This is a genomic window from Azospirillum griseum (genome assembly GCF_003966125.1).
Classification (GTDB): domain Bacteria; phylum Pseudomonadota; class Alphaproteobacteria; order Azospirillales; family Azospirillaceae; genus Azospirillum; species Azospirillum griseum.
In genome coordinates this window covers 21,686-47,281 of record NZ_RXMA01000023.1, presented here as the reverse complement: position 1 = coordinate 47,281, position 25,596 = coordinate 21,686, and the positions used below count along the sequence as shown (strand labels likewise).

The following is a 25,596-nucleotide window of genomic DNA, read 5'->3' as shown; positions in this document are numbered from 1 at the left end:
AGGAGGACGGCGGGGCGCGTTCCAGCCCCGCCGCCACGCTCAATCAATCCTCCAGCCGACGCCCGGTCGCGGTGTCGAACAGGTGCAGCGCGCCCGGTTGCGGGGCCACGGCCAGACGGTCGCCCTCGGTGCAGGATGGCAGGCCGGACATGCGGATCAGCAGCGGTTCGCCATCGGGCAGACGGCCATAGACCACGGTGTCGGCCCCCAGCGCCTCCACCAGCTCGACCAGGACCGGGGAGGTGTCCAGGCCATCCTCGTTGATCGCCAGATGCTCCGGGCGGATGCCCAGCTTGACCGGGCGGTTGGCGTCGTTGGGTCGCGGGCGGGCCAGCGGCAGCAGCGCGCCACCCGGCATCATCACCCCCTGGCCGCTCGGGTCGATCACCGCGTCGAGCACGTTCATCGGTGGCGAGCCGATGAAGCCAGCGACGAACAGGCTCGCCGGGCGCTGATAAACCTCCAGCGGCGTGCCGATCTGCTCGGCCACCCCGTGATTCATCACCAGCACACGGTCGGCCAGCGTCATCGCCTCGACCTGATCGTGGGTGACGTACAGGCTGGTGATGCCCAAACGGTCCTGCAACCGCTTGATCTCGATGCGCATCTGCGTGCGCAGCTTGGCATCCAGGTTGGACAGCGGTTCGTCGAACAGGAAGGCCGCCGGTTCGCGCACGATGGCGCGGCCCATCGCCACGCGCTGGCGCTGGCCGCCCGACAATTGGCTGGGGCGGCGGGTCAGGAAACGGCCCAGCTCCAGAATCTCGGCGGCCTTGGCAACGCGGCTTTCGATCTCCGCCTTGTCCACGCCCCGGATCTTCAGGCCATAGGCCATGTTGTCGAACACGCTCATGTGCGGGTAGAGCGCGTAATTCTGGAACACCATGGCGATGTCGCGGTCCTTGGGTTCCAGATCGTTGACGACCCGCCCGCCGATGACGACCTGCCCGCCGGTGATGCTTTCCAGCCCGGCGACCATGCGCAGCAGGGTGGATTTGCCGCAGCCGCTCGGCCCCAGCAGGACGAGGAATTCGCCGTCCTGGATGGCGATGTCGATGCCCTTGATCGCTTCGACCGGGCCATAGGACTTGCGGACGTTCTTGATCTCTACGGTTGCCATGTCTGTTACTTCTCGCTGTCCACAAGACCCTTGATGAACCACCGCTGCATGAACACCACGACGGCGACCGGCGGCAGCATCGCCATGACGGTGGTCGCCATGATGAGGTTCCAGTCGTTCGCCGCCTCGCCGGTGCCGATCATCTTGGTGATGCCTATGACGATGGTTTCCATGTCGGCGCTGTTCGTGACCAGCAACGGCCACAGATACTGATTCCAGCCATAGATGAAGAGGATGACGAACAGCGCCGCGATGTTGGTTTTCGACAGTGGCAGCAGGATGTCGAAGAAGAATCGCAGCGGCCCGGCCCCGTCGATCTTCGCCGCCTCCACCAGTTCATCCGGGATGGTCAGGAAGAATTGGCGGAACAGCAGCGTCGCGGTGGCCGACGCGATGAGCGGAATCGCCAAACCGGCGTAGCTGTCGATCATGCCCAGATCGGCGACGACCTTGTAGGTCGGGATGATGCGCACCTCCACAGGCAGCATCAGGGTGATGAAGATCATCCAGAAAAAGACCATGCGCAGCGGGAAACGGAAAAAGGCCACCGCGTAGGCCGACAGGATGGAGATGGCGATTTTGCCCACCGCGATCGACAGCGCCATGATGAGGCTGTTCATCAGCATCAGCCGCACCGGGGTGTAGCTGGCGCGCTCGCCGTGGGATTCGCTCCACGCCTGGCTGTAGTTGGTCCAGGCCTCGCCCCCCGGCGTCATCGGCAGACTGCCGCGCCCGATGGTGGCGGCGTCCCAAGTGGAGCCGATCAGGGTCACGTAAATCGGAAAGGCGAAGATCAGAACGCCCACGATCAGCACGATGTGGGGGACCAGATCGATCAGACGTCGTCCGACGCTGTGCGGCCCGGCTGTGTGCTCGTTGCTCATGAATAATGGACCTTGCGCTCGACAAAGCGGAACTGGATCGTCGTCAGCACGATCAGGATAACCATCAGCAGCACCGATTGGGCCGACGACGCGCCGAGGTCGTTGTTGACCACGCCGTCCTGATACACGCGGAAGATCAGGGTTTCGGTCGCCTTGCCCGGGCCGCCATGGGTCAGCGCGTGGATGGTCCCGAAGGTCTCGCAAAAGGCATAGACCATATCGACCACCAGCAGGAAAAAGGTGGTCGGCGACAGCAACGGGAAGGTGATCGTCCAGAACCGGCGCACCGGCCCGGCCCCGTCGATGTTCGCGGCCTCCAGCACCGAACGCGGGATCGCCTGCAACCCGGCCAGGAAAAAGATGAAGTTGTAGGACACCTGCTTCCAGCTCGCCGCCAGGATGACCATGGTCAGGGCCTGGTCGCCGTTCAGCCGGTAATCCCAATTGTAGCCCATGGCGTTGAGCAACCGCCCGAGCGACCCGATTTCCGGGTTGAAGATGAACATCCACAGCACCGCCGCCACGGCGGGGGCCAGGGCGTAGGGCCAGATCAACAGCGTCTTGTAAACCGCCGCCCCCTTGATCTTGGCGTCGGCCAGCGCGGCCAGCAGCAGCGCCACCGCCATCGACAGCACCGCCACCGACAGGCTGAACACCGCCGTGATGCGCAGCGTGCCGACATAGTTCGGATCGGACAGGATCGCGGTGAAGTTCTCGAACCACACAAACTCGCTGCGCAGCCCGAAAGCGTCCTGGATGTGGACGGACTGCCAGACCGCTTGCGAGGCGGGCCAGATGAAGAAAATCAACGTCACCGCCACCTGCGGCGCGAGCAGCAGATAGGGCAACAGCTTGTTGTCAAAGATCACACGACGCTGCAACGTTCCGGCCTCGTTTCAAAGATTTTTGTATCCACAGATGAACACAGACACACACAGATTTTTTTATAAACAGAGTGAAATAAAAAGCAAATCCATCTTGGACTGACAAACCAACCACTCTTGTTTCATCTGCGTTCATCTGTGGACAAAAAACCCGCAACCCGCCCCGGCGAACACCAGGGCGGGCGGCAGGCTCACCGCATCAGTTCTTGTTGGCGCGCTCGAAATTGCGCAGCACGACGTTGCCGCGCTGCACCGCGCTGTCGAGCGCCTGCTGGACCGTCACCTGACCCTGGAAGGCCTTTTCCAGCTCTTCCTGGATGATGTTGCGGATTTCCGGCAGGTTGCCCAGACGCAGGCCCATGGTGTTTTCCGTGGTCGGCGTGCGGGTCAGCTGCGCGGCGGGAACATCGGCACCGGGGTTCTTGTCATAGAAACCGGACGCCTTGGCCATCTCCACGCCCTTGAACGTCACCGGGACGTAACCGGTGTCCATATGCCACTTGGAATCAATCTCCGGCTTGGCGAGATAGGTGAAGAACTCCGACACCGCCTTGTATTCGGCGGGCGTGCGCTTGGGCGAGGTCATCACCCAAAAGGCGGCACCGCCGATGATGCCGTTCTTCGGCTCACCCTTGATCTGGTCGGGCCAATGGGGCAGCGGGGCGGCCCCCCAGGCGAAGGTCGCTTCCTTGACGATGCGACCGCGCAGACCCGACGAGCCTTGGATGATGGCGCATTCGCCCGACGGGAACAGGCCGTCCGCCTTGTTGTCGCGGCCGCCATACTTGAACTGGCCGTCCTTCTGCAGATCGACCAGCATCTGGATGTGCTTCACATACAGCGGGGCGTTGATCTTCAGCTCGGCGTTCAGGCCGCCAAAGCCGTTGGACTGGGTGGCGAACGGCGTGTCGTGGATGGCGCCGAGCTGTTCGAACTGCACCCAGGTCGGCCAGGCGGTGGTGAAGGGGCAGGCCACGCCCGCCGCCTTCAGCGCCTTGGTGGCGGCGACCAGTTCCGGCCAGGTGGCCGGGGCCTTGTTCGGATCCAGGCCCGCCTTGGCGAACAGATCCTTGTTGTAGAACATGATGGAGGTGGAGCTGTTGAACGGCAGCGCCATCATCTTGCCGTCCTTGGTCGCGTAGTACCCCGCGACGGCCGGGATGTAGGCCTTGGGATCCAGCGCCGCGCCGGTTTCCGCCATCAGCTGGTGCACCGGCTTGATCGCCGGGCCGGCGGCCATCATGGTCGCGGTCCCGACCTCGAACATCTGCACGACGTGCGGGGCGTTGCCCGCGCGGAAGGCCGCGATGGCGGCCTGCATGGTTTCCGGGTAGCTGCCCTTGAAGGACGCGTTGACCTGGACCTTGTCCTGGCTGTCGTTGTAGCCCTTGACCACCTGTTCCAACTGGCCGCCCAGCGGCTGGGGCAGGCCGTGCCAGAATTCGATGACGGTCTTCTGCGCCATGGCCGCGCCCGACAGGCCGACGGTGAGGGCGAACGCGGCGGTCGAAAGGCCAAGCGTGCGGCGGGTCAACATAAGGGTCGTCTCCCTAAACGGGTTGTTGGGTCTCGGACGTTGTGGATGATCGCAAGCGGTTGCGATCCCGAGACAGGTCCGTGAAGTTTTTATGACAGGCGCATGGGGCCGTGTACGCGGGCGGTCCGCCACCGCTACACTGCGGTCAGCGGATCACTGCGCCGTCGGTCGCCGGACGGGCAGCGTGATGAACGGTCGGTGTCGCGGTGATGGCCAATGCGGCATGACGTGATCCTCCCCAAACGCGCTTGATCGGGGCCATTGCTTGGCTCCCGTTAACGTCAGGGTGCGCGCCTGTTCGGCCGTCTGTCAATCCGCCGCGTGGCCAAGTCGCGCATGTTGCGGCGCACGGGGCACGTCCACCGCGAAAATCGCCCCGCGTCCGGGCCGTGACCGCACCGTAAGCGCGAGATCGAGCAGACGGGCCAACCGGCGGGCAACCGCCAAGCCCAGGCCGCCGCCCACCGCCAGACCGGCGCGGCGGTCCGCCTCCGCCGACGCGATTCGATGGAAATCCTCGAAAATCGCCGCCTGTTCCTCGGGCGCGATGCCGACGCCGCTGTCCCACACCTCGATCCGCAGCCGGTCGGACCGCCGACGGGTCGCCAGCAGCACGCCACCCCGCTGGGTGTAGCGCACGGCGTTGGCCAGGATGGGCCGCAACAGACGCTCCAGCAGCAGGGGGTCGCTCACCACCTCCACCTCGGCGGGGCGGACGTTGAACCGCAGGCCCTTGGCCTCGGCCTCCGGGGCGAAATCCTGCAACAGGCGGCCCAACACATCGTCGATGGGAAAGGCGCGCGGCTGCGGAACCCAGGTCCCGGCGTCCAACCGCAGAATGTCCAGCACGGGGGTGAGAAGCTGTTCCGCCCCCTGGATCGACTGGCCCAGCTTGGCCGCCAAATCCACCGCCGACGGATCGCTTTGCCGCCCGGCCAGCAGGTGATGGAACAGGTGCATCGCCTGGAAGGGTTGACGCAAGTCGTGCGCCGCCTTGGTCAACAGCCGCACCGACGCGGCGCGGTCCCGCCGGGCCTGCGCCAGTTCCTCCCCCTCACCCGTCACGGCAAATCCCATCAGCGCGCCATCGGCCCGATGCACCGGCTGGACGCACAGCCCCAACCCCGCCATGGCCCCATCCAGGCTCACCGCGCCATCCATGGACAGGCCGTTGACGGGAATCCCCAGCCTCTGCCCCTCCACCGCCGCGCGATCATGCCCCAACAGACGGCAAAAGGCCGGGTTGGCGGTGACGCACCGCCCCGCCCCGTCCAAAAACGCTTGCGGCGCGTCGTTCGCCGCCAGCAGGGCATCCAGACAATCCTCGCGCGTTGGTCCTGGAATGGCGGTCATGGCCTGTCACTCATGCTGGGGCACTCTGGCGCGGCGGGCGCGTCTCGCGCCACCTGTCTGTTCACAACACAAACAAAACAACGGGCTATCTTTATCGAATCGCACCCTTTGCCCTGTCAAATCTGACCTTCCGCCAGGGGTGAGGGCCGCACCTCAGCCAAAAGAATCCCGTTTGCCCGCTTGACGGTCGATCGCTTCCGGCCACCGGTTGGCGTGACCGGCCCGGCAGGCTATAAGGTCGCCATGGTGTCCCGCCGCCCCACTCCCATCCGCCGCCGCAAGCGCACGAGCGCGGCCACGCCGAAGCCCTCGCGCGCGCTGGAGATTTTCGGCCTGCCCGCCCCGCTGGAACTGCGGGAAAGCGCGCGTGCCACCCGGATGACGTTGAAGGTTGATCCGGGACGCGACCTGATCCAGGTGGTTATTCCGGTTGGTGTGTCGGAACGCGACGCCCGCAGCTTCATCGGCCGGCATCTTGTCTGGCTGCGCGCGCGCATGGCCGCCCTGCCGCCCCCCCTGCCCTTCATCGACGGGGCGGTGATTCCCGTCCGTGGGGTCGACCACACCGTCCGTTGGGTCGCCGACCTGCGCGGCCCGACCCGGATCGAGGACGGGGCCATTCTGGTCGGTGGCCTGCCCGACCACACCACCCGCCGCGTCCGCGATTTCCTGGTGAGCGAGGCCAAGCGGGAGATCGGCGCGCGGGCGCGGGTCAAGGCGGCGCTGATCGGCGCGCGGATCGCCGCCATCACCCTGCGCGACACCAAAAGCCGCTGGGGAAGCTGTTCGTCCACCGGACGGCTGTCCTTTTCCTGGCGGCTGATCCTCGCCCCCGATTCCGTGCTGGACTACGTCGTCGGCCACGAGGTGGCGCATTTGCAGGAGATGAACCACTCGCCGCAATTCTGGGCCTTGTGCGCCCGCCTGACCGCCGAGTTGAACCCCGACGTCGACACCCCGCGCGGCTGGCTGAAGGCCAACGGCGCGCGCCTGCTGCGCTACGGCTGACTCCCCGCCAACGGGACCCGACACGCGCCTTCGCGAATATCTGATGCGCGCCTTCGCGAATATCTGATGCGCGCCTTCGCGCGTGGGCATCAATTGGTTTCATCGGATACAGTGCCGCGCCCCGCCGCAGCCTGAAACACCGGTCCGACCATGCCCCGTTCCGATTCCCTGGTGATCCGCATCCTGTTGACCGCGCTGGTCGCCTTCGGCCCGCTGTCCACCGACCTGTATCTGCCGTCGCTGCCCACGCTGGTGCGGGTGTTCGACACCGACATCGCCATGGTGCAGTTGACGCTGTCGACCTTCCTGATCGGCTTCGCCGTGTCGCAACTGATCTACGGGCCAATGTCCGACCGGTTCGGGCGACGCCCGACGCTGCTGGTCGGCATCGCCGTGTATCTGGTGGCCAGCGCCGTGTGCGCGCTCGCCACCAGCGTGGAGGGGTTGATCGCCGCCCGTTTCTTCCAGGCGCTGGGGGCCTGCTGCGGCCCGGTGGTCGGGCGGGCCGTGGTCCGCGACGTGTTCGGACGCGACCGGGCGGCCACCGTGTTGGCCTACATGTCGATGGCGATGACGCTGGCTCCGGCGGTCGGTCCGGTGCTGGGCGGGGCGTTGATGGAGCTGTTCGGCTGGCGTTCCAACTTCATCCTGCTGACCGGCTTCGCCGTGGTGATCCTGGTTGCGGTCTGGTCCCTGCTGGCCGAAACCAACACCACCCGCGACCACGAGGCGCTGAATCCCGGACGCATGCTGGCGAACTACGCGCTGCTGCTGCGCAACCGCCGCTTCATCGGCTATGTGCTGGTCGTCGCCTGCTCCTACAGCGGCATCTTCGCCTTCATCTCCGGCTCGTCCTTTCTGCTGATCGGTCAGATGCACCTGTCGCCCGCGCAGTATGGGATGAGCTTCGCCACCGTTGTGCTGGGCTACACCCTCGGTTCGCTCGTGGCCGGAAAGCTGTCGCACCGCTGGGGCGGTGCCCGGATGATCCGGACCGGCACGCTGGTGTCGCTGGCGGGCGGCGCGCTGGGGGTTGGGTTGGCGGCGGCGGGCGTTCTCCAGATCGCCAGCGTCGTCGCCCCGGTCTTCCTGTTCATCCTGGGGGTCGGCTTGACCCTGCCCAACGCCACCGCCAACGCGGTCGGCCCGTACCCGACGATGGCCGGGCTGGCCTCCTCCCTGCTGGGTTTCGTCCAGATGACCGTCGCCGCTGTGGTCGGGCTGGCGGTTGGCCATCTGCACAGCGGAACGGCGATGCCGCTGATGGGTGCCATCGGGCTGGCCGGGCTGGGCGCGCTGCTTGCGCACCGGCTTTTGGTCGTTCCGGTGTCGGAACAACACGACCCGCAACCGTGACCCGCATCGGCCGGCACCCCATCATCATGACCAAATTGTTGAATTTGTTACCGTTTTTTACCACCCACCCGCGCTTGTGATTTTTTTGGTCCGCTGCGCATTTTTCCCTTTGCATCGCGGGCCTATGGATCTATGTAACGGCAACTCGCAAGCGCACGTGCCGCTGGCCCGCCCCTCGGCTGTTCCCGAGATGTGGTTATGCAACGACGTAACGCGTGATCCCCGACCGTCCCCTAAACAAGGCGGCGTCTTGGAGGTTACGATGGTTCATGTTGTTGTGGGTGGGCGCGTGTCCACCCGTCATCGAAATCTGCCCGATCTGGGAAATTTGCCCGTCCTGGCCAAAACCGACGCGATTCGATCGTGTACGGACCAGACCAGTATCAGCGGCCTTTAACGCCTGACCTGCAAGATTTGCTGTTGGTCCGCTGAGCGTTAGGCCGCTCCGCTCCCCCCGACTCCGCCTTTTCCGATCCATCATCTTGCGTCCCAGGAGACTGAGATGACCCAGAAGATTGCGCGCTTTTTCGAAGAGCAGCGCCCGCAGACCCCTTGCCTCGTCGTCGATCTGGACGTGGTCGAGCAGAATTACAACGATCTGCACGACGCCCTGCCCGACGCCCGCATCTTCTACGCGGTGAAGGCCAACCCGGCGGCGGAAATTCTGGCGTTGCTGGCCCGGCTCGGCTCGGCCTTCGATTGCGCCTCGGTCCCGGAAATCCAGATGGCGCTGGCCGCCGGGGTCACGCCCGACCGCATTTCCTACGGCAACACCATCAAGAAGGAAGCGGACATCCGCCGCGCCTTCGAACTGGGCGTGCGCCTCTACGCCTTCGACAGCGACGCCGAACTGGAAAAGATCGAGCGCGCCGCCCCCGGCTCCCGCGTGTTCTGCCGCATCCTGACCTCCGGCGAAGGGGCCGAATGGCCGCTGTCGCGCAAGTTCGGCTGCGATCTGCCGATGGCGCGCGCGCTGCTGCTGAAGGCCCGCGACATGAACGTGCAGCCCTATGGCGTCTCGTTCCACGTCGGCTCGCAGCAAAAGGATTTGAAGCAGTGGGACAACGCCATCTTCCAGGTGGCCCAGCTGTTCCGCGAGCTTGAAATCCTGGGCGTCGATCTGGGCATGATCAATCTGGGCGGCGGCTTCCCCACCCGCTACCGCACCGACGTGCCGGAAAGCACCGCCTATGGTCAGGCGATCTTCGACTCGCTGCGCACCCATTTCGGCAACCATCTGCCGGAAACCATCGTGGAGCCGGGGCGCGGCATGGTCGGCAGCGCCGGCATCATCGAGAGCGAGGTCGTGCTGGTGTCCCGCAAGTCGGCGGACGACGCCAAGCGCTGGGTCTATCTCGACATCGGCAAGTTCAGCGGCCTGGCCGAAACCATGGACGAAGCCATCCAATACCCGATCGAGGTGTTGGGCGATGACGAGACCGGCGACCGCGAGGCGGTGATCCTGGCCGGTCCCACCTGCGATTCCGCCGATGTGCTGTACGAGCGCGCCGACTACAAGCTGCCGACGGATCTGAAGGCGGGCGACCGTGTGCGCATCCACGCGACGGGTGCCTACACCACCACCTATTCGGCGGTCTGCTTCAACGGGTTCGAGCCGCTGAAGCATTATTGCATCTGAAGACCCGCGCGCGGAAAAGGCCCGCCGATCCGCGCCGCTTCAGCCTCCTGCGATCCGCCGACCGTCCATCCCGGTCGGCGGATCAACGGACCCCCAGCGCTCCTTCGGGGCGCTTTTTTTGCGCGCTGTTTGGTTCGGCAGATATGCCGCCGTTTCAGCCACGCCCAAATTTCAGGCACAAAAAAGGGCCGCTCTCCGGTTGGAGGCGGCCCTTTTCGGCGTCACGCGCGCTCATTCGCGCCAGAACGGCTTGGACATTTCTTCGTCGGCGTCGGTGCGGCTGAAACCGATGTCCTGGAGCATGCGCTCGTCCAGGCGGCTCAGTTCACGACGGGTGACGACGCGCTGGCGCCACAGACCGACCAGATTGAAGCCGGTGGCAAACAGATTGGCGAGAGACAGCGAGCCGCGATCGGCCTGCGCCGAATGCAGAAGGGTGGCCATGATGGTGATTCCTGATGTGTTATTCGTGTGCCGGTGGGTCGAGGGGTCCGCCGGTCTGGCGATCACGCCCTCGGTCCGTGGAAAGATAATTACGCCTCTTTTCCCCGGTCTGCCACCCCTCTCATCAACATGCCCGCTTTGCAGGCAACGAAGGTCTGAGCAGGGAATGTTTTCAAACTGTGGCGAAACTGTCATTCTGACCGCGCATCGTTCGCCACACCCACAATCCCACTTGCCTGGACAGCGCGGCGGTCTTGCGGCATCTTTTGTTTTACTTGCGGATCATACGGCTTCATCATGATTGACACCATCGGCTTTGACGGCGACGACACCCTCTGGCACAACGAGTCCCTGTTTTCGATGACGCAGGAGCGGTTTCGCGCCCTGCTGGCCCACGCCGCCGATCCGGCCGACCTTGACCGCCGCCTGTTGGAGGCCGAACGGGCGAATCTCGCGGTCTATGGCTACGGCATCAAAGGCTTCGTGCTGTCGATGATCGAAACCGCGATTTCCGTCACCGACGGCCGGGTTCCCGCCCGCGATCTGCAGAGCCTGATCGATTTCGGCAAGGCGATGCTGGACCACCCGGTGGAACTGCTGCCCGGCGTGGCGGAGGTGGTCGACGCGCTGTCCCGCCGTTACCGCCTGATCCTGATCACCAAGGGCGACCTGTTCGACCAGGAAAGCAAGGTGGCACGCTCCGGCCTCGCCGGGCGGTTCGACGCGGTGGAGATCGTCAGCGAAAAGGACCCGGCCAGCTACCGCCGGGTGCTCGACCGCCACGGCGTCGCGGCGGAACGCTTCGTCATGGTCGGCAACTCGATCCGGTCGGACATTCTGCCGGTGCTGGCGCTGGGCGGCCACGCCGTCCACATCCCCTACGCCATCACCTGGGCGCATGAGGAGGCCGACCCGCCCGATGCCCATTACCGCCGCCTCGACTCGGTGCACGACCTGCCGCCGCTGCTGGCCTCCTGGTGAAGCCCCTTCCCCCTCTTGCCCTGTTCAGGACCCGCCATGACCGACGCACCCCCGCCGCTGTTCGTGCTGGGCGACGCCACGCCCGAAACCGGCGCGCCCGCCCCCGACCGTCTCATCAACGGTTCACCGGTTTTCACCACCTGGAACGGCTACGAATCGGCGGACGGCACCCGCTTCGCCGGGGTGTGGCGCTCCACCCCCGGCGCGTGGCGCATCCAGTATGACGAGTGGGAGTATTGCGAGATTCTGGAGGGCGAAAGCGTGGTCGCCCACGACGACGGGCGGCGCTGGACGTTGACGGCGGGGGACCGCTTCGTCATCGAACCCGGTTTCGTCGGGTCCTGGACGGTGGTGACGACAACGACCAAGCGCTACGTCATCGTTCTGGGCTGACGCCGCACACAAAAGCACCCCCGCACACCGCCCTCTCCCCCGTGTGCGGCTGGCCCGCGATTCGGAGCCTGGCCAAAGGAGGAACCCGTCCCAACCGGGCGGGAGAGAGGAGGGTGTGCGGGGGCGTCAACCGCGCCAGCGCGCGGACGGGACCCTGCGATCAGCCGATGGACACGGTGGCGACGGCGCTGGCGTGGTTCAGGACGGTCACGGCCTTGCGACCAATCTCAACCGCCAACACCCCCAGGGTCAGGACGGAGGCCACCAACACGACGCGGGCGATGTCGCGCGTCCAGGCCATCTTCTTGGCGTTGGTGCTGCGCTGGCGGCGGTGCAGGCGGGCGCGGGCGGCTTGCTGTCGGGCTTCCAGACGCTTTTCAATCCACGCCGTCGTCGCCATCTTGCCCTCCGTTGTCCCGCCGCATTCGATAAGCTTTTGTATAAAATTTTAGAGAAATGCGCAAGGGAGATTCTGGGAGGATGCGATGCGGTGGAACGCCGCACGGCGCGCGCCGACCGGCCCCGCGCCGTGCCGCCCGGTCAACGCCGGATCGGGTCCCGGCTCAAGCCCTTGGCCGCCAATTCAGCCAGATAGCCGGCCCACAGGCGGTCCTGCTCGGCCCCGATCTCATAGAGATAGGTCCACGAAAAGATGCCGCTGTCGTGCAGATCGTCGAACAGGATGCGGATGGCGTAGTTGCCGACCGCCTCCACCCCCATGATGCCGACATGGCGGCGGCCGGAGACCGTCTGCTTCTGGCTGGGGGTGTGACCCTGCACCTCAGCCGACGGGCTGACGACGCGCAGGAACTCCGCCGGATAGGAAAAGCGGCGGCCATCGTCAAAATCGACCTCCAGCCGCTTGTCCTCCCGCTTCAGCCGGATTTCCACCGGCCAATGAACGGTCCCGAACGAGGGGGTGACGAAACGCTCGTCGGCGCTCATCCGTTGGCCCCGGTGCCAACCCCGGCCTTGTCGAGGCTGCGCGCCTCGTCGATCAGCATGATCGGGATGCCGTCGCGGATGGGATAGGCCAGCCCGGCACGCTCGCTCACCAGCTCGCCACGCTCCGCGTCAAAGCGCAGGGGACCTTTGGTCAACGGGCAGACCAGGATTTCCAACAGCTTGGGATCGACGCGGGCACCGGCCTTGGCGTCGCTGGTCTTGTCGTCGGGCGTGGTCATCGGGCGTCTCTCGGAAAGGGGAACGGAAATCTCAATGGCACGGGGCGCAATCGCCGTCGCGGCAGTCGAGAATGGCCATCTCGATCAAGCCGATCAAGAGCTTCCCGCGTTCGGCGAGCGTCGGCGCTTCCAACAGCCCCTGTTTTTCCGCCGCGCTGAAGGGACAGACCATCGCCAGGGAATTGACCAAACGCTCGTCCAGCGACCCTTCGATGGATTGCCAATCGACCGAGATGCCGTGCAGACGGAAATAGCTCTTCAGCCCGGTCAGCAGCCGCCCGCGCTCGACCTCGCCGCAGCGCTCCGGCTCCATGTCCTCGGCGAAGCAGTCCCAGCAGGGCACGACGCGGCGGTAGCCGCGCGCGCCCTCGATCTCGCGCTCCACCCCGAAACGGGTCAGGCCCGACAGGGTGATGAGGAAACGGCCATCCTCGGTTTCGGAAAAGCTGGTGATGCGCCCGGCACAGCCGACGTCGTAGACCGGCGGTTCACGCCCCCGGCAGGCGGGGGCCACCGGCTGGATCATGCCGATCATGCGGTCTCCGGCCCGCAGGGCGTCCTCGACCATCGCCAGATAGCGCGGTTCGAAGATGTTCAGCGGCAACCGCGTGCGCGGCAGAAGCAACGCCCCGGGCAGGGGGAAGATCGGCAGCGTCGGCGGCAGCTGGTCAAAGGGGGGATCGAAGGGGTTCCGGCTCATGACCAATCAGATAGAACCCCTTCGCGCCGGGAACAGGTGGATCAGCGGAACAGAATCGTCGACAGCTTGCGGCGGGTCTGCACGGTCAGCGGGTCGGTCGGGCCAAAGGCCTCGAAGAACTTGACCAGTTGCTTGCGCGCCGAGTCGTCGTTCCACGCACGGTCACGGCGAACGATGGTCAACAGCTCCTCCACCGCCGCCTCGCGCTTGCCCGCCGCGAACAGCGCCATGGCCAGATCGAAACGGGACTCGTGATCGTCGGCGTTGTGGGCGACTCGCTCCATCAGCTCCGGGATCGGTCCGGCGTTGGCCGCCTGCTCCGCCACCTCCAGCGAGGCGCGGACGTTGGCCAGCTCCTTGTCCTTGGCCAGCGCGGCGGGGGCCTGGGCCAGCATCGCCTTGGCGTTCTCCAGATCCCCGGCGGCGATCAGGCAACGGATGGTCCCGGCGTAGGCCGCCGCGTTTTCCGGTTCGGCCTGCAGGATCTCGCCATAGAGATCGACAGCCCCTTGCAGGTCGCCCGCGTCCAGCATCTCCTTGGCCTGGGCCAGCGCCTCCTCCAGCGGATCACCGGCGGCGGCACCGGACGCCTTGGCCAGCTTCACCAGCTTGTCGATGAAGGTCTTCAGCTCCGACTCGGGCTTGGCCCCCATGAAACCATCGACCGGGCGGCCCTGGAAAAAGGCGTAGACCGCCGGAATGGACTGGACCCGCAATTGCGAGGCGATCATCGGGTGCTGGTCGGTGTCGATCTTCACCAGCCGCACCGCGCCCTTGGCGGCGCGCACCAGCTTTTCGATGACCGGGCCAAGCTGCTTGCAGGGGCCGCACCAGGGTGCCCAGAAATCGACGATGACCGGCACGTTGCGCGAGGCTTCGATCACATCGACCATGAAATCGCGGTCGGTGCTGTCCTTCACGACGTCGGCGGCCCCGGCGGGAGCGCCAGCGGCGGGCTTGGGGGCTTTGGCGGGCGGAATGGAGAACATGGCAGGTCGATTCCCGTTGGTGTCGTCTGGACGAACTGCGACATAGATGAGCGCGCGCGGCCCATCAGGCAAGAACTCTCACGCGCGACGCGCTCACACAGCCGCGCGCACCATTGGTCAGGCCGCGTCCTCCGGCCAGCCGAAGGCGACGATGGACGGTTCATGACCGCAGGCGCGCAGGAAACGCAACAGGTCGTCGCGCTGGATCGCCGTGGTCCGGTCGTTGATCAGCGGGTGATAGTTCAACAGGTCGTGCGCCATCATCGCCTCTTGCAACACCACCTTCACCCGGCCCTGCGTGTCGTTGACGATCGCCAGCGGCGACACCGAACCGGGGCGGATGCCCAGACAGTCCCACAGCCGTTCGGCCGAGGCGAAGGAGAGCCGGGCCGAGCCGATGGCCTTGTCCAGCCGCTTCAGATCGATGCGCGCGTCCTCCAGCGCCACGACCAGCCACAACTGATCCTTCTTGTCCTTCAGGAACAGGTTCTTGCAGTGGCCGCCGGGCAGCGCGCCGCGCAGGGCCTTGCTGTCCTCCACCGTGTGCAGCGGCGGGTGGCTGTGGGTGGTGGTGGCGATGCCCAGCGCGGCCAGCCGCGCCAGCAGGTCGTCCGGGGAGGTTGGCAAGGGACGGTCCGGAGCCGGAGCCTCCGTTGCAGTTGGGGGCGTTGCGGTGGGGATCGGGGCGGTGTCCATGCCCCCTTTTAGCCGTCCGCCGGAAAATCGTCCAGTCGGCGAAAAAATGAAAAAAGACGCTTGCGCCCCGCGTCAAAATCCTTATAGTCCGCCGCACGCCGCCGGTTGGACCGGACGCCGAAGACAAAGCGAAGCAAAACGACGACCGTCGAAGCAACGCCAAGACAACGGCAAGAAGTTCCAAAAGCGGATACGGAGCGCGGGCGTAGCTCAGGGGTAGAGCACAACCTTGCCAAGGTTGGGGTCGAGGGTTCGAATCCCTTCGCCCGCTCCATTTCCCGCCGAAACCAATGTTTCGGTGGATGTCGCAGAAAGACCGGGCGGAAACGCTGCGGTCTTTTTTGCGTTTCGGGCCTGTGAGCGTGAGACGCCCTGACGCAACGCGGAACCCAAGACAGCAGACAGGAAAAAGGGGAGAGCGCCTTGCGGCCCCCTCCCCCGTCGCTTCACCCCGTCACCGGTCGGCGTGATCCTTACGCGCCATAGACGCGGTCCAGATCGGCGTCGGTGAAGTGGTAGTCGGTCGAGCAGAACTGACAGGTCACTTCCACCCGGCCATCATCGATCTTCAGTTCCTGCACCTCGTCGCGCGGCAGGCTCGCCAGCATGGTTTCCACCCGCTCGCGCGAGCAACGGCAGCCAAAGCGCAGGCCGTGCGGGTCGTACACGCGCACGCCATCCTCGTGGAACAGGCGGTAGAGCAGGGTCGAGGCGGCCAGATCGACGTCCAACAGTTCGTTGCCGGTGACGCTGGACATCAGCGCCAGGGCGCGAATCCAGTCCTCTTCCTTGTCCGACGCGTCGACGCCCTGTTCCTGCGGCAAGCGCTGGATCATGACGCCGCCGGTGCGCCAGACGCCGGGGGTTCCGTCCGGGTTCACGGCGCGGTCGGCGACCACCGACAGGCCGGTCTGCACCTGCTCCGACTGGCGGAAATAATGCTGGACGCAGTCGGTCAGCGTCTTGCCATACAGCTCGACGATGCCCTGGTAACGGTCGGTGTCCGGCCCCTGATCGACGGTGAAGGCGATGTAGCCCTTGCCCAGCAGCGCCGCCGCCGGGGCGATGTCCACGTCGCGCTCGGCCTTCGCCAGCTCTTCGGCGTCGTATTGGGCGTAGGCGCGGACGTCGCCGACCGAGGTGACGTCGGCCACCAGCATCTTGATCGCCCCCTCCCCCTTTGTCTGAAGGGTGAAGATGCCCTCATACTTCAGCATGCTGGACAGCAGCACCGCCAGGGTCGCGGTTTCCGCCAGGATGCGGGCGACGCTGTCCGGGTATTCGTGGCGGGTCAGGATTTCATCGATGGCCGGGCCAAGCTTGACCATGCGGCCGCGCAGGCGCGACGCCTCGATTTGAAAGGGCAGAACGAAATCGTCGGCGAGCGGACGGACGGAAGGATCGTCCATGAAGGCATTCCTTGAGCAAAACCGGGAAAAGGGCGTCTGCGGCAAGATCGGAGCCGCGCGCCGCCAAATCAAGGGCGGCGGGGCTGACGCGCACCCGGCGCAGCCCTTTTTCAGCGCGTTCCCCCCGCCGCCCCACAGCGGCGGGGGAATCGCGTCACAGTCCGGCGGATCAGACCGCGCCCATGCACCAGGCGAGGATCGCCTTTTGCGCGTGCAGACGGTTTTCCGCCTCGTCCCACACCACCGAATGGCGGCCATCGATCACGCCGTCCGTCACCTCCTCCCCGCGATGGGCGGGCAGGCAGTGCATGAACAGCGCGTCGGTGTGCGCGTGGGCCATCAGCGCTTCGTTGACCTGATAGGGGGTGAGGATCGCCGCGCGTTCATCGACGTCGGTGTTGTGCATCGACGCCCAGGCGTCGGTGATGACGCACTCGGTCCCGCGCACCGCCTCTTCCGGCGATTCGGTGACGACCAGACGGCCCTTGCCCTCCGCCTTGGCCCACGCCAACAGCTCCGCCGACGGGGCGTATTGCGGCGGGCAGGCCAGACGCAGTTCGAAATCGAATCGCACGGCAGCGTGCGCCCAGCTGATCGCGACGTTGTTGCAATCGCCCAGCCACGCCACCGACCGCCCGGTGATCGGGCCGCGATGCTCTTCGAAGGTCAACAGATCGGCCATGATCTGGCAGGGGTGGGTCTGGTCGGTCAGACCGTTGATGATCGGGATGCTGGCGTGTTTGGCCAGCTCATGCACCCGCTCTTCCGCCGTCGTGCGCACCATCACCGCGTCGACGTAGCGCGAGAGCACCCGCGCGGTGTCGCCGATGGTTTCGCCCCGGCCCAGTTGCATGTCGTCGGGCTTCAGCACCAGAACATTGCCGCCCAGTTGGCGCATCCCGACCTCGAACGACACGCGGGTGCGGGTCGAGGGCTTTTCGAAGATGAGCGCCAGCGTCTTGTCCTGGAACAGGGTGCGATAGGCGGCCTTGTCGGCCTTGATCGCGATGGCCTGGTCCAGGATGTGGCGCAGCGTGGCCGTGTCCAGGTGATGAACGTCGAGAAAATGCCGAACCGAACTCATGCCGTCCACTCCCCTGCGGTCTGGTCGAGGATGGCAACGGCCTCTTCCACCTGTTGGTCTTCGATGATGAGCGGCGGCAGCAGGCGCACGACGTTGTCGCCCGCCGGAACCGCCAGCAGGCCGTTGGCGCGCAGCGTCGCCACCACGTCGCCCACCGGCGGGGCGACGCGCAGGCCCAGCAACAGGCCCTGGCCGCGCAGCTCCAGGAAGAATCCCGGATGCTTGGCGATCAACGCCTCCAAACGGCCCTGGAGCGTCCCGGCGATGCGCTGGACGCCGTCCAGGAATCCGGGGGCCGTGACCAGATCGAGCACGGCGTTGCCCACGGCGGTCGCCAGCGGATTCCCGCCATAGGTCGACCCATGGGTCCCGGCGGTCATGCCGGAGGCCGCGCGTTCGGTCGCCAGACAGGCCCCGAGCGGGAATCCGCCGCCGATGCCCTTGGCCACCGCCATGACGTCCGGGGTGATCCCGGCCCATTCATGGGCGAACAGCTTGCCGGTGCGGCCCATGCCGCTTTGGATTTCATCGAAGAACAGCAGCAGGCCGAATTCGTCGCACACCTCGCGCAGGCCGCGCAGGAATTCGACCGAACCGGTGCGGATGCCGCCCTCGCCCTGGATCGGCTCGACGCAGATGCCGCCGGTTTCCGGGGTGATGGCGTTGCGCAGCTCGTTCAGATTGCCAAAGGCGACCTGATCGAATCCGTCGAGCAGCGGGCCGAATCCCTTCACCAGCTTGTCCTGCTTGGCGGCGGAAATCGACCCCAGCGTGCGGCCGTGGAAGGCCTGCTCGAAGGTGATGATGCGGGTCTTTTGCGGGTTGCCGGTTTCGTAATGGTACTTGCGCACCAGCTTGGCCCCGCATTCCCACGCCTCAGCGCCCGAGTTCGTGAAGAACACGGTGTCGGCGAAGGTCAGCTCCGTCAGCCGCTTGGCAAGGCTTTCCTGACCGGCGACCCGGAACAGGTTCGAGGTGTGCCACACCTTGTGCGCCTGATCGGTCAGGGCCTTGATCAGGTAAGGATGGGCATGGCCGAACGCCGTCACCGCCACCCCGGCGGCGAAATCCAGGAATCGTCGCCCGTCGGTCGCGTAAAGATACGGACCTTCCCCGCGCTCGAACACAACATCGGCGCGGGCGTATGTGGGCATAACGACGGGGATCACGGCTTTGGCCTCCCAAAACAGAAAACCCGGCAAGCATTGTACCCGCCGGGAACGCGGCAAATATCCGAGGTGCGATAGGTTCTGTCAACGGATAGACGCAGGAAAACCCCAAAAGCAGGGCAGGAATACCGCCCCCTCACGCCTTCAACTTGTAACCTGTCTTGAACATCCTCCAGGCCAGCCACCACAAACCGGCGTTGACCCCGGCCATCACCAGCACCCCCAGCCACAGCGATCCGTCGGCCCGGCCGATGAAGCCATAGCGGAAGCCGTCGATCATGTAGAAGAAGGGGTCGGCGTGGGCGACGTACCAGAAGACCCCCGGCAGGGAATCGACCGAATAGAAGGTGCCGGACAGGAAGGACAGCGGCGTGACGACGAAATTGGTCACGGCGGCGATGTTGTCGAACTTCTCCGACCACACGCCGCCAATCAGGCCCAGCAGCGACAGCAGCATCGACGCCATCAGCGCGTGATACAGGACAAAGCCCGGATGCGGCATGTGCAGCGGCACGAAAACCCAGATCGTCAGCCCCGTCACCAGCCCGACGATCAGGCCACGGGTGACACCGCCCAGCACAAAGCCGCTGACCAGTTCCATCGGCGACAGCGGCGGCATCAGGATGTCCACGATGTTGCCCTGCACCTTGGCGATCACCACCGAGGACGAGGTGTTGGCAAAGGCGTTCTGCACCATCGCCATCATCATCAGGCCGGGGGCGAGGAACTCCAGATAGGGCGTCTCGCCGACCATCCGCACCGCCGCGCCCAGCGACAGGGCGAAGACGGCGTAATAGAGCAGCGTCGTCACCACCGGTGCCCAGACGGTTTGCTGGTGCACCTTGATGAAGCGCCGCACCTCGCGGGCGTACAGGGTCCACAGACCGATCCAGTTGACGGAACCGACGGCGCGCGGCATGGGGGGGAGAGGATGGGTCATCGTTCCACGATCCACAAATGAACGCGGGACTTTACGTGCCGCCGCCCCGGCGGGCAACCGCCACCACCGCAAGGACAGCCATGACCCGCGACACCCCGCCCCGCCCGCCGACCGGCTCCCGCCCCGATTCGCGTTCCGACACGCGCTCTGATTCGCACTCCGGCCCGCGCGCGCCCAAACCGGTGAAGCGGGTGACGCCCCAGCATCTGGAACACGCCGCCCTGCGCTATCTGGAGCGGTTCGCCAGTTCCACCGCCAATCTGCGCGCGGTGCTGATGCGGCGGGTCCAGCGCTCCGCCCAGGCCCACGGCGACGACCCGGCGGAGGGTGCCCGCTGGGTGGACGCGCTGATCGAACGCTACGTCCGCGCCAATCTGCTGAACGACGACACCTACGCCCGGATGCGGACGGAAAGCCTGCTGCGGCGCGGGGCGTCCACCCGGATGATCGCGCAGAAGCTGGCGGCCAAGGGCATCGACCGCGACCGGACCGACCGGACGCTGGACGAACTGCGCGAGGATGTCGGCGGGAATTTGGATGTGCGGGCGGCGCTGGCCTTGGCCAAACGGCGGCGACTCGGCGTGTACCGCGCGCCCGAGGCGCGGGCGGCGCACCGCGACAAAGACATGGCGGCGCTGGGTCGTGCCGGATTCGGCTATGAGATCGCCCGGCGGGTGGTGGACGCCGAAGACCCGGACGAGTTGCTGGTGGAGTGAGCATCACGCGCGGTTCGGACACGACGAAACGCGCGATTTCCGTTTGGGAAATCGCGCGCCGCTCTCAACCGGGAGTCGGATTCGTCCTGTAAGCGCACAAAACCTGTGTCGGCGGGGCGGAACCGCCCCGACCGGTGCGCGCAGCCAATCAGGCGGCGGCCTGGGCCTTTTCCTGGGCCTTGGCGATGCGGCGCTTGACGCGGCGGGCGTCGTCGCTCAGCAGCGCGTCCTTGGCGTCGAGCAGGAAGGCGTCGAGGCCGCCCTTGTGCTCAATCGAACGGATCGCGTGGACCGAGAGGCGCAGACGCACCATCGAACCCAGAGCGTCGCTCAGCAGCGAGGTGTCCTGGAGGTTCGGCTGGAAGCGGCGGCGATTCTTGTTGTTGGCGTGGCTGACGTTGTTGCCAAACTGCGTGCCTTTGCCAGTCACGGAGCACCGACGTGCCATCGGACTTATCCTTTACTTGAACAAATGAAACCCGGTGACGGGCGGAGAACCGCCCGAAGGAGGCCGCTATATAGTCGAACAAAAGAGGGGTCGTCAAGGACAGATCCGCGAGAACAAAGCCGAGAATCCGCGATCCCCCCAGAGTCGAACCGCGCCCCGTCCCTCAACAAAGCCAAGAGACGGCGGCGCGATGGACTGTGTTCAACGCGACAGGCCGGTCTTGCCACGGCCACCCGTGCGGCGCACGGCGGCGTTGCGCACCGGCGGCTTCGCCGCGACCGGGGCAGCGTCCACCACCGAGGCGACCGTCTCTTCGACCGGAGCGGCGTCGGGAGTCGCAGCGACGACGACCGATTCGGCCACGGTTTCGACCACCGGGGCCTCGACCGCAACAGCCTCAACCACAACAGCCTCGGCCACAACAGGGTCAGCCGCCGGGGCTTCCACCGGAACCTCTTCCGGCGCGGGCGCAACCGCTTCCACCACGACCGGGGCGACCTCAACCGGGGCAACCACGACCTCCACGGCGTCGACCGCCACCGCGTCGACCACCACGGCCGCAACCGGCTGCGGCTCGTCTTCGATGGTTTCCGCCCGCAGCACGATGGGGCCGACCGGCTTGACCGTCACGGCCACGCCCCCAACCGGCAGAACAGAGGTCGGCAACACCGCCACCTCAGCGGCGAGTTTGGCCGAGACGTCCAACAGCCCCTGCACCCCTTCGGTGACGCGGGCCTGGGTGGCGGTCAGCCATTCGCGGTGCAGCGCGGCCAGATCGGCGGGGGTGCGGGCCTTGCCCAGGCCACCGGCCAGACGCCCGGCGTCGGACAGCGAACCGGTCACACCGTCGTACCAACGGCGGTAGCCGTCCTGCATCAGCGCGGCGACGCGGGCCGACTTGGCGGCGGTGGTTTCGGCGTTGGATTTGGCGAGCGTGCCAGCCTGCGCGAACAGGCCGTAAAAGGGGGCGGCGGTCATGGTGCGTTGTCTCCCATGGACGAATCAGCGTGGCGGAAACGGAAAGGCCGCTCCGGCAAACCCCAGGAGACTGCGGGCAACCGTTCGCCCAAGCGCCCACACGGACGCCCCTTTCCCGCTTGATGGACAGTACCGCCACCCGCGCTGCAACGCAACGAAAATGTTGCATTGCAACATTAGCGAAACCGCGCCTTTCCGCCCGTCACGCCCGCCACACCAACGCGCTTACACCGGCGGCGCATCGCCCAGGAACTGCCCCAGCAACGCCCGCGCCGCCGTGGTCGGGATGACCGCGCCCTGCGTCACCGCGTCCTCGAGTCGCGCCAGATCGGCCCGCACCGCCGGATGGGCGCGGAAGCGGTCGATCAGGGTTTCGCGGATCTCGCTCCACAGCCAGGCGCGCGCCTGTTCGGCCCGACGGCGGTCGCGCTGGCCGTTCGCCTCGGTCAGTTCCCGGTGCGCGCCAATGGTGGCCCACACCTCGTCAACCCCGATCTTGTGCACCGCCGAACAGCTCAGCACCGGGACCCGCCAATCGCCGTGGCGCAGCAGCATCAGCGCGTGGCGGTAATCGGCCACCGTGTGGCGGGCGGTGGCGGTCAGATCACCGTCGGCCTTGTTGACCACGACCAGATCGGCCAGTTCGACGATACCCTTCTTGATGCCCTGCAACTCGTCGCCACCGGCGGGCAGCAGCAGCAGCATGAACAGATCCACCATGTCGGCGACGGCGGTTTCCGATTGGCCGACGCCGACCGTCTCCACCAGGATGACGTCGAAGCCCGCCGCCTCGCAGATCAGCATCGCCTCGCGCGTGCGCCGCGCCACCCCGCCCAGCGTCGCCCCGGCGGGCGAGGGGCGGATGAAGGCGTTGGCCTCCCGCGACAGATCGACCATGCGGGTCTTGTCGCCCAGGATCGACCCGCCGGTGCGCTGCGAGGACGGATCGACCGCCAGCACCGCGACCTTGTGGCCCAGCCCGATGACGTGCAGGCCGAACGCCTCGATGAAGGTGGATTTCCCCACCCCCGGCACGCCGGAAATCCCCAACCGCACCGACTGGCCGGTGTGCGGCAGCAGGGCGGCGAGCAGCGCGTCGGCGCTGGCGCGGTGATCCGCACGGGTCGATTCGATCAGCGTGATGGCGCGGGCCAACGCCCGGCGGTCCCCGGCGCGCACAGCCTCGGCCAGCGCCTGCGGGTTGGTGTCGATGGGATCGGGCATGGTCGGGTCGGCAGCCGCTGCGGTGGTCATCGGTCCCGGCACCCTACCCGCGGCCGCGCTGCGGATAAAGCCCTTGGCGCAGCGGCGGCACGGGGGGAGGTGTCGCAGATGGGTGCCACGCTGAGACGCCGCGCTTGGGTGAGGCGGGGAGCTGGGATGGGGGTTTGTTTTGACACCGATGAACACAGATGGACACAGATGAACGCGGATGCGTGGTTTCACATTCTGATCAATCCTGACGTCGATCAGAATTGTTCTGGGGAATACTCAGGATTGAACGAAACACGCCAGAGCGCACACGGAAAAAGAGCGCACACGAAAAAATCATCTGATTCTCTATATTCCGTATCTTTCTAAATCTGTGTTTATCTGTGTTCATCGGCGTCAGAAACTTTCTTTCACCCCACCACCACCTCCGGCACCGCATCGCCCGCAGACGCATCACCCGCCAACGCCGCGCCCTGGGTGGCTTCCTGCTGCCGGGTCCACAGCGCGGCATAGGCCCCGTTCGCCGCCAGCAACTCCGCGTGACGCCCGCGTTCGATGACGCGCCCGGCCTCCAGCACCAGGATGTCGTCGGCGTCGATCACGGTGGACAGGCGGTGGGCGATGACCAGCGTGGTGCGGCCCCGGCTGACCTCGCGCAGGTTGGCTTGGATTTCCCGTTCGGTGTGGGTGTCCAGCGCGCTGGTGGCCTCGTCGAACAACAGGATCGCCGGGTTCTTCAGGATGGTGCGGGCGATGGCCACCCGCTGCTTTTCCCCGCCCGACAGCTTCAAGCCGCGCTCTCCGACCATGGTCTGGTACCCGTCGGGCAGACTCATCACGAAGTCATGGATGTGGGCGAGGCGGGCGGCCTGTTCGACCTCCGCCGGGCTGGCCCCGACGCGGCCATAGGCGATGTTGTAGAACACGGTGTCGTTGAACAGGACGGTGTCCTGCGGGACGATGCCGATGGCCGCGCGCAGGGAGGTTTGCGTCACGCCCCGGATGTCCTGGCCGTCGATCAGCACCCGCCCGGCGTTGGTGTCGTAAAAGCGGAACAGCAGGCGGCTGATGGTGGATTTCCCCGCCCCCGAGGGGCCGACGATGGCCACCGTCTTGCCCGCCGGAACGGTGAAGCTGACACCCTTCAGGATCGGGCGGCGCGGGTCATAGCCGAACTCGACCCCCTCGAACCGCAGTTCGGCCCCGTCCACCGCCAGGGCGGGCGCGCCCGGCGCGTCGTCCACCTCGCGGTCCACGCCCAGCAGCGTGACCATCGATTCGATGTCGGTCAGCGATTGCTTGATCTCGCGATAGACGACGCCGAAGAAGTTCAGCGGCTGGTAAAGCTGCAGCAGATAGGTGTTCACCAGCACGAAATCGCCCAGCGACATGGTTCCCTGCACGATGCCGTTGGCCGCCATCCCCATCACCAGCGCCAGACCGATGGAGATGATCGCCGACTGGCCGATGTTCAGCAGGGACAGGCTCTGCTGGCTGCGCACCGCCGCCTTTTCATAGGATTGCAGGGCGCTGTCGTAGCGGCGCGCCTCGTGGTCCTCGTTGCCGAAATACTTGACCGTCTCGAAATTCAGCAGGCTGTCGATGGCCTTGGTGTTGGCCTTGCTGTCGGTGTCGTTCATCACCCGGCGGAACTGGATGCGCCATTCCGACACGAAGAAGGTGTAGAGGATGTAGCCCGCCACCGTCACGAAAGTGGCCAGCGCGAACCACCCGCTGAACAGGCTCCACAGCACGCCGCAGACCAGCGCGATTTCCACCAGCGTCGGGGCGATGGAAAACAGGGTGTAGCGCAACAGCGATTCGATGGCCCGCGTGCCGCGCTCCAGCGAGCGGGTCAGGCCGCCGGTCTGGCGTTCCAGGTGAAAGCGCAGGGACAGCGCGTGCAGATGGCGGAACACCGACAGGGCGACCCGGCGAATCGTCCGCTGCGCCACCGTGGCGAACACGGCGTCGCGCAGTTCGGCGAACACCAGCGAGGCGACGCGCGCCAGGCCATAGGCCAGGATCAGCCCCAACGGCACGGTCAGCACCGCGTTGGCCCCGCCGACCGTCGCCCCCGGCGTCAGGGCGTCGATGGCGTGCTTGTAGAAGATGGGGATGAAGACGTTGGCGACCTTCGCCCCGATCAGCAGCAGCATCGCCACCACCACCCGCAGCCGGGTTTCCAGCGAATCCGTCGGCCAGATGTAAGGGAAGAGCGACCGGATCACGCCGGGGGAACCGGGGCTGCGGGCGGCAAACGGGGTTTGGTCGGGCGAGGACGGCAGGCTGCGGCGCATGGGGGGATCAATCGCGTAAGGACGGGGGGGACGGGCGCGGGACCTAACCTAGTCGTCCCGGCCCCGGCGTCAAAGCCCGCGCGTCGCTTTTGTTCCGCCGCGCGCCGTGTGTCATTGAACCTCATGGTTTTGCCCGATTGTCATGGAACAACCCTTGGCAAGGATTGGAAAA

At 66.1% G+C, this 25,596-nt stretch carries 26 protein-coding genes and 1 tRNA gene; 7 read left to right on the top strand and 20 right to left on the bottom strand.

All coding sequences use genetic code 11. The annotated features are described in order from the left end of the window. Positions 1–43: 43 nt before the first annotated feature. From EJ903_RS19855 to EJ903_RS19835, 5 genes are all read right to left on the bottom strand, one after another. Positions 44–1,120 (bottom strand): sn-glycerol-3-phosphate import ATP-binding protein UgpC, encoded by a 1,077-nt coding sequence (locus tag EJ903_RS19855; protein ID WP_126618699.1) that lies wholly within the window; start codon positions 1,118–1,120, stop codon positions 44–46. Between the two features lie 5 nt (positions 1,121–1,125). After that, positions 1,126–2,004 (bottom strand): sn-glycerol-3-phosphate ABC transporter permease UgpE, encoded by an 879-nt coding sequence (gene ugpE / locus EJ903_RS19850; protein ID WP_126618697.1) that lies wholly within the window; start codon positions 2,002–2,004, stop codon positions 1,126–1,128. Continuing rightward, positions 2,001–2,885, bottom strand: a complete 885-nt coding sequence (gene ugpA, locus EJ903_RS19845) for a sn-glycerol-3-phosphate ABC transporter permease UgpA (RefSeq protein ID WP_126618695.1) — start codon at positions 2,883–2,885, stop codon at positions 2,001–2,003. Before ugpA ends, ugpE begins: the two co-directional genes overlap by 4 nt. Positions 2,886–3,087: 202 nt before the next feature. Continuing rightward, positions 3,088–4,425, bottom strand: a complete 1,338-nt coding sequence (ugpB, locus tag EJ903_RS19840; RefSeq protein WP_126618693.1) for a sn-glycerol-3-phosphate ABC transporter substrate-binding protein UgpB — start codon at positions 4,423–4,425, stop codon at positions 3,088–3,090. Positions 4,426–4,734: 309 nt separating this feature from the next. After that, positions 4,735–5,778, bottom strand: coding sequence for a PAS domain-containing sensor histidine kinase (locus EJ903_RS19835; RefSeq protein WP_126618691.1), 1,044 nt, complete (start codon positions 5,776–5,778; stop codon positions 4,735–4,737). 213 nt (positions 5,779–5,991) lie between these two features. Here EJ903_RS19835 and EJ903_RS19830 point away from each other — a divergent pair, with 213 nt between their 5' ends. The 3 genes from EJ903_RS19830 to EJ903_RS19820 all read left to right on the top strand — a co-directional run bounded on the left by EJ903_RS19830 (position 5,992) and on the right by EJ903_RS19820 (position 9,781). After that, entirely contained in the window at positions 5,992–6,786 is a 795-nt protein-coding gene (locus tag EJ903_RS19830; RefSeq protein ID WP_246015771.1) for a M48 family metallopeptidase, read from the top strand. Between the two features lie 150 nt (positions 6,787–6,936). After that, on the top strand, positions 6,937–8,142 hold the full coding sequence (locus EJ903_RS19825; RefSeq protein WP_126618689.1) for a multidrug effflux MFS transporter: 1,206 nt from the start codon (positions 6,937–6,939) through the stop codon (positions 8,140–8,142). A gap of 502 nt (positions 8,143–8,644) precedes the next feature. Continuing rightward, positions 8,645–9,781 carry a type III PLP-dependent enzyme gene (locus EJ903_RS19820; RefSeq protein ID WP_126618687.1) on the top strand — a complete coding sequence of 379 codons (1,137 nt, stop codon included), beginning with the start codon at positions 8,645–8,647 and terminating at the stop codon, positions 9,779–9,781. 231 nt (positions 9,782–10,012) lie between these two features. Here EJ903_RS19820 and EJ903_RS19815 read toward each other — a convergent pair whose 3' ends face one another. Beyond that, positions 10,013–10,225, bottom strand: a complete 213-nt coding sequence (locus EJ903_RS19815; RefSeq protein WP_126618686.1) for a DUF1127 domain-containing protein — start codon at positions 10,223–10,225, stop codon at positions 10,013–10,015. Between the two features lie 297 nt (positions 10,226–10,522). On the opposite strand from EJ903_RS19815, the gene EJ903_RS19810 reads away from it, so the two are divergent. Together EJ903_RS19810 and EJ903_RS19805 are read left to right on the top strand one after the other, a co-directional pair. Beyond that, complete coding sequence (locus EJ903_RS19810) at positions 10,523–11,206, top strand: HAD family hydrolase (protein WP_126618684.1); 684 nt, start codon at positions 10,523–10,525, stop codon at positions 11,204–11,206. 36 nt (positions 11,207–11,242) lie between these two features. Continuing rightward, positions 11,243–11,599, top strand: coding sequence for a cupin domain-containing protein (locus tag EJ903_RS19805; protein WP_126618682.1), 357 nt, complete (start codon positions 11,243–11,245; stop codon positions 11,597–11,599). 160 nt (positions 11,600–11,759) lie between these two features. On the opposite strand, the gene EJ903_RS19800 is transcribed toward EJ903_RS19805, so the two are convergent. The 6 genes from EJ903_RS19800 to EJ903_RS19775 all read right to left on the bottom strand — a co-directional run bounded on the left by EJ903_RS19800 (position 11,760) and on the right by EJ903_RS19775 (position 15,168). Beyond that, on the bottom strand, positions 11,760–11,999 hold the full coding sequence (locus EJ903_RS19800; RefSeq protein ID WP_126618681.1) for a hypothetical protein: 240 nt from the start codon (positions 11,997–11,999) through the stop codon (positions 11,760–11,762). Between the two features lie 140 nt (positions 12,000–12,139). Then, positions 12,140–12,544 carry a gamma-butyrobetaine hydroxylase family protein gene (locus tag EJ903_RS19795; protein ID WP_126618679.1) on the bottom strand — a complete coding sequence of 135 codons (405 nt, stop codon included), beginning with the start codon at positions 12,542–12,544 and terminating at the stop codon, positions 12,140–12,142. Further along, a complete protein-coding gene (locus EJ903_RS19790; RefSeq protein ID WP_126618677.1) occupies positions 12,541–12,783 on the bottom strand; it encodes a Trm112 family protein in 243 nt (80 codons plus the stop codon). Before EJ903_RS19790 ends, EJ903_RS19795 begins: the two co-directional genes overlap by 4 nt. A 31-nt stretch (positions 12,784–12,814) precedes the next feature. Beyond that, positions 12,815–13,483 carry an LON peptidase substrate-binding domain-containing protein gene (locus EJ903_RS19785; protein ID WP_126618675.1) on the bottom strand — a complete coding sequence of 223 codons (669 nt, stop codon included), beginning with the start codon at positions 13,481–13,483 and terminating at the stop codon, positions 12,815–12,817. 41 nt (positions 13,484–13,524) lie between these two features. Then, on the bottom strand, positions 13,525–14,472 hold the full coding sequence (locus EJ903_RS19780; RefSeq protein ID WP_126618674.1) for a thioredoxin family protein: 948 nt from the start codon (positions 14,470–14,472) through the stop codon (positions 13,525–13,527). A 117-nt stretch (positions 14,473–14,589) separates the two neighbouring features. Beyond that, positions 14,590–15,168, bottom strand: a complete 579-nt coding sequence (locus EJ903_RS19775) for a prolyl-tRNA synthetase associated domain-containing protein (RefSeq protein ID WP_174237333.1) — start codon at positions 15,166–15,168, stop codon at positions 14,590–14,592. Between the two features lie 199 nt (positions 15,169–15,367). Here EJ903_RS19775 and EJ903_RS19770 point away from each other — a divergent pair. After that, positions 15,368–15,442: transfer RNA gene (locus EJ903_RS19770), tRNA-Gly, on the top strand. 199 nt (positions 15,443–15,641) lie between these two features. Here EJ903_RS19770 and EJ903_RS19765 read toward each other — a convergent pair. The 4 genes from EJ903_RS19765 to EJ903_RS19750 form a co-directional block, all read right to left on the bottom strand. Then, the gene (locus EJ903_RS19765) at positions 15,642–16,577 is read right to left on the bottom strand and encodes an Hsp33 family molecular chaperone (RefSeq protein WP_126618672.1); all 936 of its coding nucleotides are present in this window, start codon (positions 16,575–16,577) and stop codon (positions 15,642–15,644) included. Positions 16,578–16,746: 169 nt separating this feature from the next. Beyond that, positions 16,747–17,661, bottom strand: a complete 915-nt coding sequence (argF, locus tag EJ903_RS19760; RefSeq protein ID WP_126618670.1) for an ornithine carbamoyltransferase — start codon at positions 17,659–17,661, stop codon at positions 16,747–16,749. Then, positions 17,658–18,815: an aspartate aminotransferase family protein gene (locus EJ903_RS19755; protein WP_126618774.1), complete on the bottom strand. Its 1,158-nt coding sequence runs from the start codon at positions 18,813–18,815 to the stop codon at positions 17,658–17,660. Before EJ903_RS19755 ends, argF begins: the two co-directional genes overlap by 4 nt. 151 nt (positions 18,816–18,966) lie before the next feature. Next, positions 18,967–19,770, bottom strand: coding sequence for an ABC transporter permease (locus EJ903_RS19750; protein WP_126618668.1), 804 nt, complete (start codon positions 19,768–19,770; stop codon positions 18,967–18,969). A gap of 80 nt (positions 19,771–19,850) precedes the next feature. Here EJ903_RS19750 and EJ903_RS19745 point away from each other — a divergent pair, with 80 nt between their 5' ends. Beyond that, entirely contained in the window at positions 19,851–20,486 is a 636-nt protein-coding gene (locus EJ903_RS19745; protein ID WP_126618666.1) for a regulatory protein RecX, read from the top strand. A 148-nt stretch (positions 20,487–20,634) separates the two neighbouring features. On the opposite strand, the gene rpmB is transcribed toward EJ903_RS19745, so the two are convergent. The 4 genes from rpmB to EJ903_RS19725 form a co-directional block, all read right to left on the bottom strand. Then, positions 20,635–20,934, bottom strand: coding sequence for a 50S ribosomal protein L28 (gene rpmB / locus EJ903_RS19740; RefSeq protein ID WP_126618665.1), 300 nt, complete (start codon positions 20,932–20,934; stop codon positions 20,635–20,637). 201 nt (positions 20,935–21,135) lie between these two features. Continuing rightward, positions 21,136–21,912, bottom strand: a complete 777-nt coding sequence (locus EJ903_RS27380) for a hypothetical protein (protein WP_210211488.1) — start codon at positions 21,910–21,912, stop codon at positions 21,136–21,138. A gap of 225 nt (positions 21,913–22,137) precedes the next feature. Further along, entirely contained in the window at positions 22,138–23,136 is a 999-nt protein-coding gene (gene meaB, locus EJ903_RS19730; protein WP_126618772.1) for a methylmalonyl Co-A mutase-associated GTPase MeaB, read from the bottom strand. Between the two features lie 398 nt (positions 23,137–23,534). Next, positions 23,535–25,424: an ABCB family ABC transporter ATP-binding protein/permease gene (locus tag EJ903_RS19725; RefSeq protein WP_126618663.1), complete on the bottom strand. Its 1,890-nt coding sequence runs from the start codon at positions 25,422–25,424 to the stop codon at positions 23,535–23,537. Positions 25,425–25,596: the final 172 nt, after the last annotated feature.

Excerpts from the sequence above, each read along its gene's own strand:
- EJ903_RS19855 (WP_126618699.1), bottom strand. The coding sequence starts at position 1,120 with ATGGCAACCGTAGAGATCAAGAACGTCCGCAAGTCCTATGGCCCGGTC.
- ugpE (WP_126618697.1), bottom strand. The coding sequence starts at position 2,004 with ATGAGCAACGAGCACACAGCCGGGCCGCACAGCGTCGGACGACGTCTG.
- ugpB (WP_126618693.1), bottom strand. The coding sequence starts at position 4,425 with ATGTTGACCCGCCGCACGCTTGGCCTTTCGACCGCCGCGTTCGCCCTC.
- EJ903_RS19835 (WP_126618691.1), bottom strand. The coding sequence starts at position 5,778 with ATGACCGCCATTCCAGGACCAACGCGCGAGGATTGTCTGGATGCCCTG.
- EJ903_RS19825 (WP_126618689.1), top strand. The coding sequence starts at position 6,937 with ATGCCCCGTTCCGATTCCCTGGTGATCCGCATCCTGTTGACCGCGCTG.
- EJ903_RS19820 (WP_126618687.1), top strand. The coding sequence starts at position 8,645 with ATGACCCAGAAGATTGCGCGCTTTTTCGAAGAGCAGCGCCCGCAGACC.
- EJ903_RS19815 (WP_126618686.1), bottom strand. The coding sequence starts at position 10,225 with ATGGCCACCCTTCTGCATTCGGCGCAGGCCGATCGCGGCTCGCTGTCT.
- EJ903_RS19810 (WP_126618684.1), top strand. The coding sequence starts at position 10,523 with ATGATTGACACCATCGGCTTTGACGGCGACGACACCCTCTGGCACAAC.
- EJ903_RS19805 (WP_126618682.1), top strand. The coding sequence starts at position 11,243 with ATGACCGACGCACCCCCGCCGCTGTTCGTGCTGGGCGACGCCACGCCC.
- EJ903_RS19800 (WP_126618681.1), bottom strand. The coding sequence starts at position 11,999 with ATGGCGACGACGGCGTGGATTGAAAAGCGTCTGGAAGCCCGACAGCAA.
- EJ903_RS19795 (WP_126618679.1), bottom strand. The coding sequence starts at position 12,544 with ATGAGCGCCGACGAGCGTTTCGTCACCCCCTCGTTCGGGACCGTTCAT.
- EJ903_RS19790 (WP_126618677.1), bottom strand. The coding sequence starts at position 12,783 with ATGACCACGCCCGACGACAAGACCAGCGACGCCAAGGCCGGTGCCCGC.
- EJ903_RS19785 (WP_126618675.1), bottom strand. The coding sequence starts at position 13,483 with ATGAGCCGGAACCCCTTCGATCCCCCCTTTGACCAGCTGCCGCCGACG.
- EJ903_RS19780 (WP_126618674.1), bottom strand. The coding sequence starts at position 14,472 with ATGTTCTCCATTCCGCCCGCCAAAGCCCCCAAGCCCGCCGCTGGCGCT.
- EJ903_RS19775 (WP_174237333.1), bottom strand. The coding sequence starts at position 15,168 with ATGGACACCGCCCCGATCCCCACCGCAACGCCCCCAACTGCAACGGAG.
- EJ903_RS19765 (WP_126618672.1), bottom strand. The coding sequence starts at position 16,577 with ATGGACGATCCTTCCGTCCGTCCGCTCGCCGACGATTTCGTTCTGCCC.
- argF (WP_126618670.1), bottom strand. The coding sequence starts at position 17,661 with ATGAGTTCGGTTCGGCATTTTCTCGACGTTCATCACCTGGACACGGCC.
- EJ903_RS19755 (WP_126618774.1), bottom strand. The coding sequence starts at position 18,815 with ATGCCCACATACGCCCGCGCCGATGTTGTGTTCGAGCGCGGGGAAGGT.
- EJ903_RS19750 (WP_126618668.1), bottom strand. The coding sequence starts at position 19,770 with ATGACCCATCCTCTCCCCCCCATGCCGCGCGCCGTCGGTTCCGTCAAC.
- EJ903_RS19745 (WP_126618666.1), top strand. The coding sequence starts at position 19,851 with ATGACCCGCGACACCCCGCCCCGCCCGCCGACCGGCTCCCGCCCCGAT.
- rpmB (WP_126618665.1), bottom strand. The coding sequence starts at position 20,934 with ATGGCACGTCGGTGCTCCGTGACTGGCAAAGGCACGCAGTTTGGCAAC.
- EJ903_RS27380 (WP_210211488.1), bottom strand. The coding sequence starts at position 21,912 with ATGACCGCCGCCCCCTTTTACGGCCTGTTCGCGCAGGCTGGCACGCTC.
- meaB (WP_126618772.1), bottom strand. The coding sequence starts at position 23,136 with ATGCCCGATCCCATCGACACCAACCCGCAGGCGCTGGCCGAGGCTGTG.
- EJ903_RS19725 (WP_126618663.1), bottom strand. The coding sequence starts at position 25,424 with ATGCGCCGCAGCCTGCCGTCCTCGCCCGACCAAACCCCGTTTGCCGCC.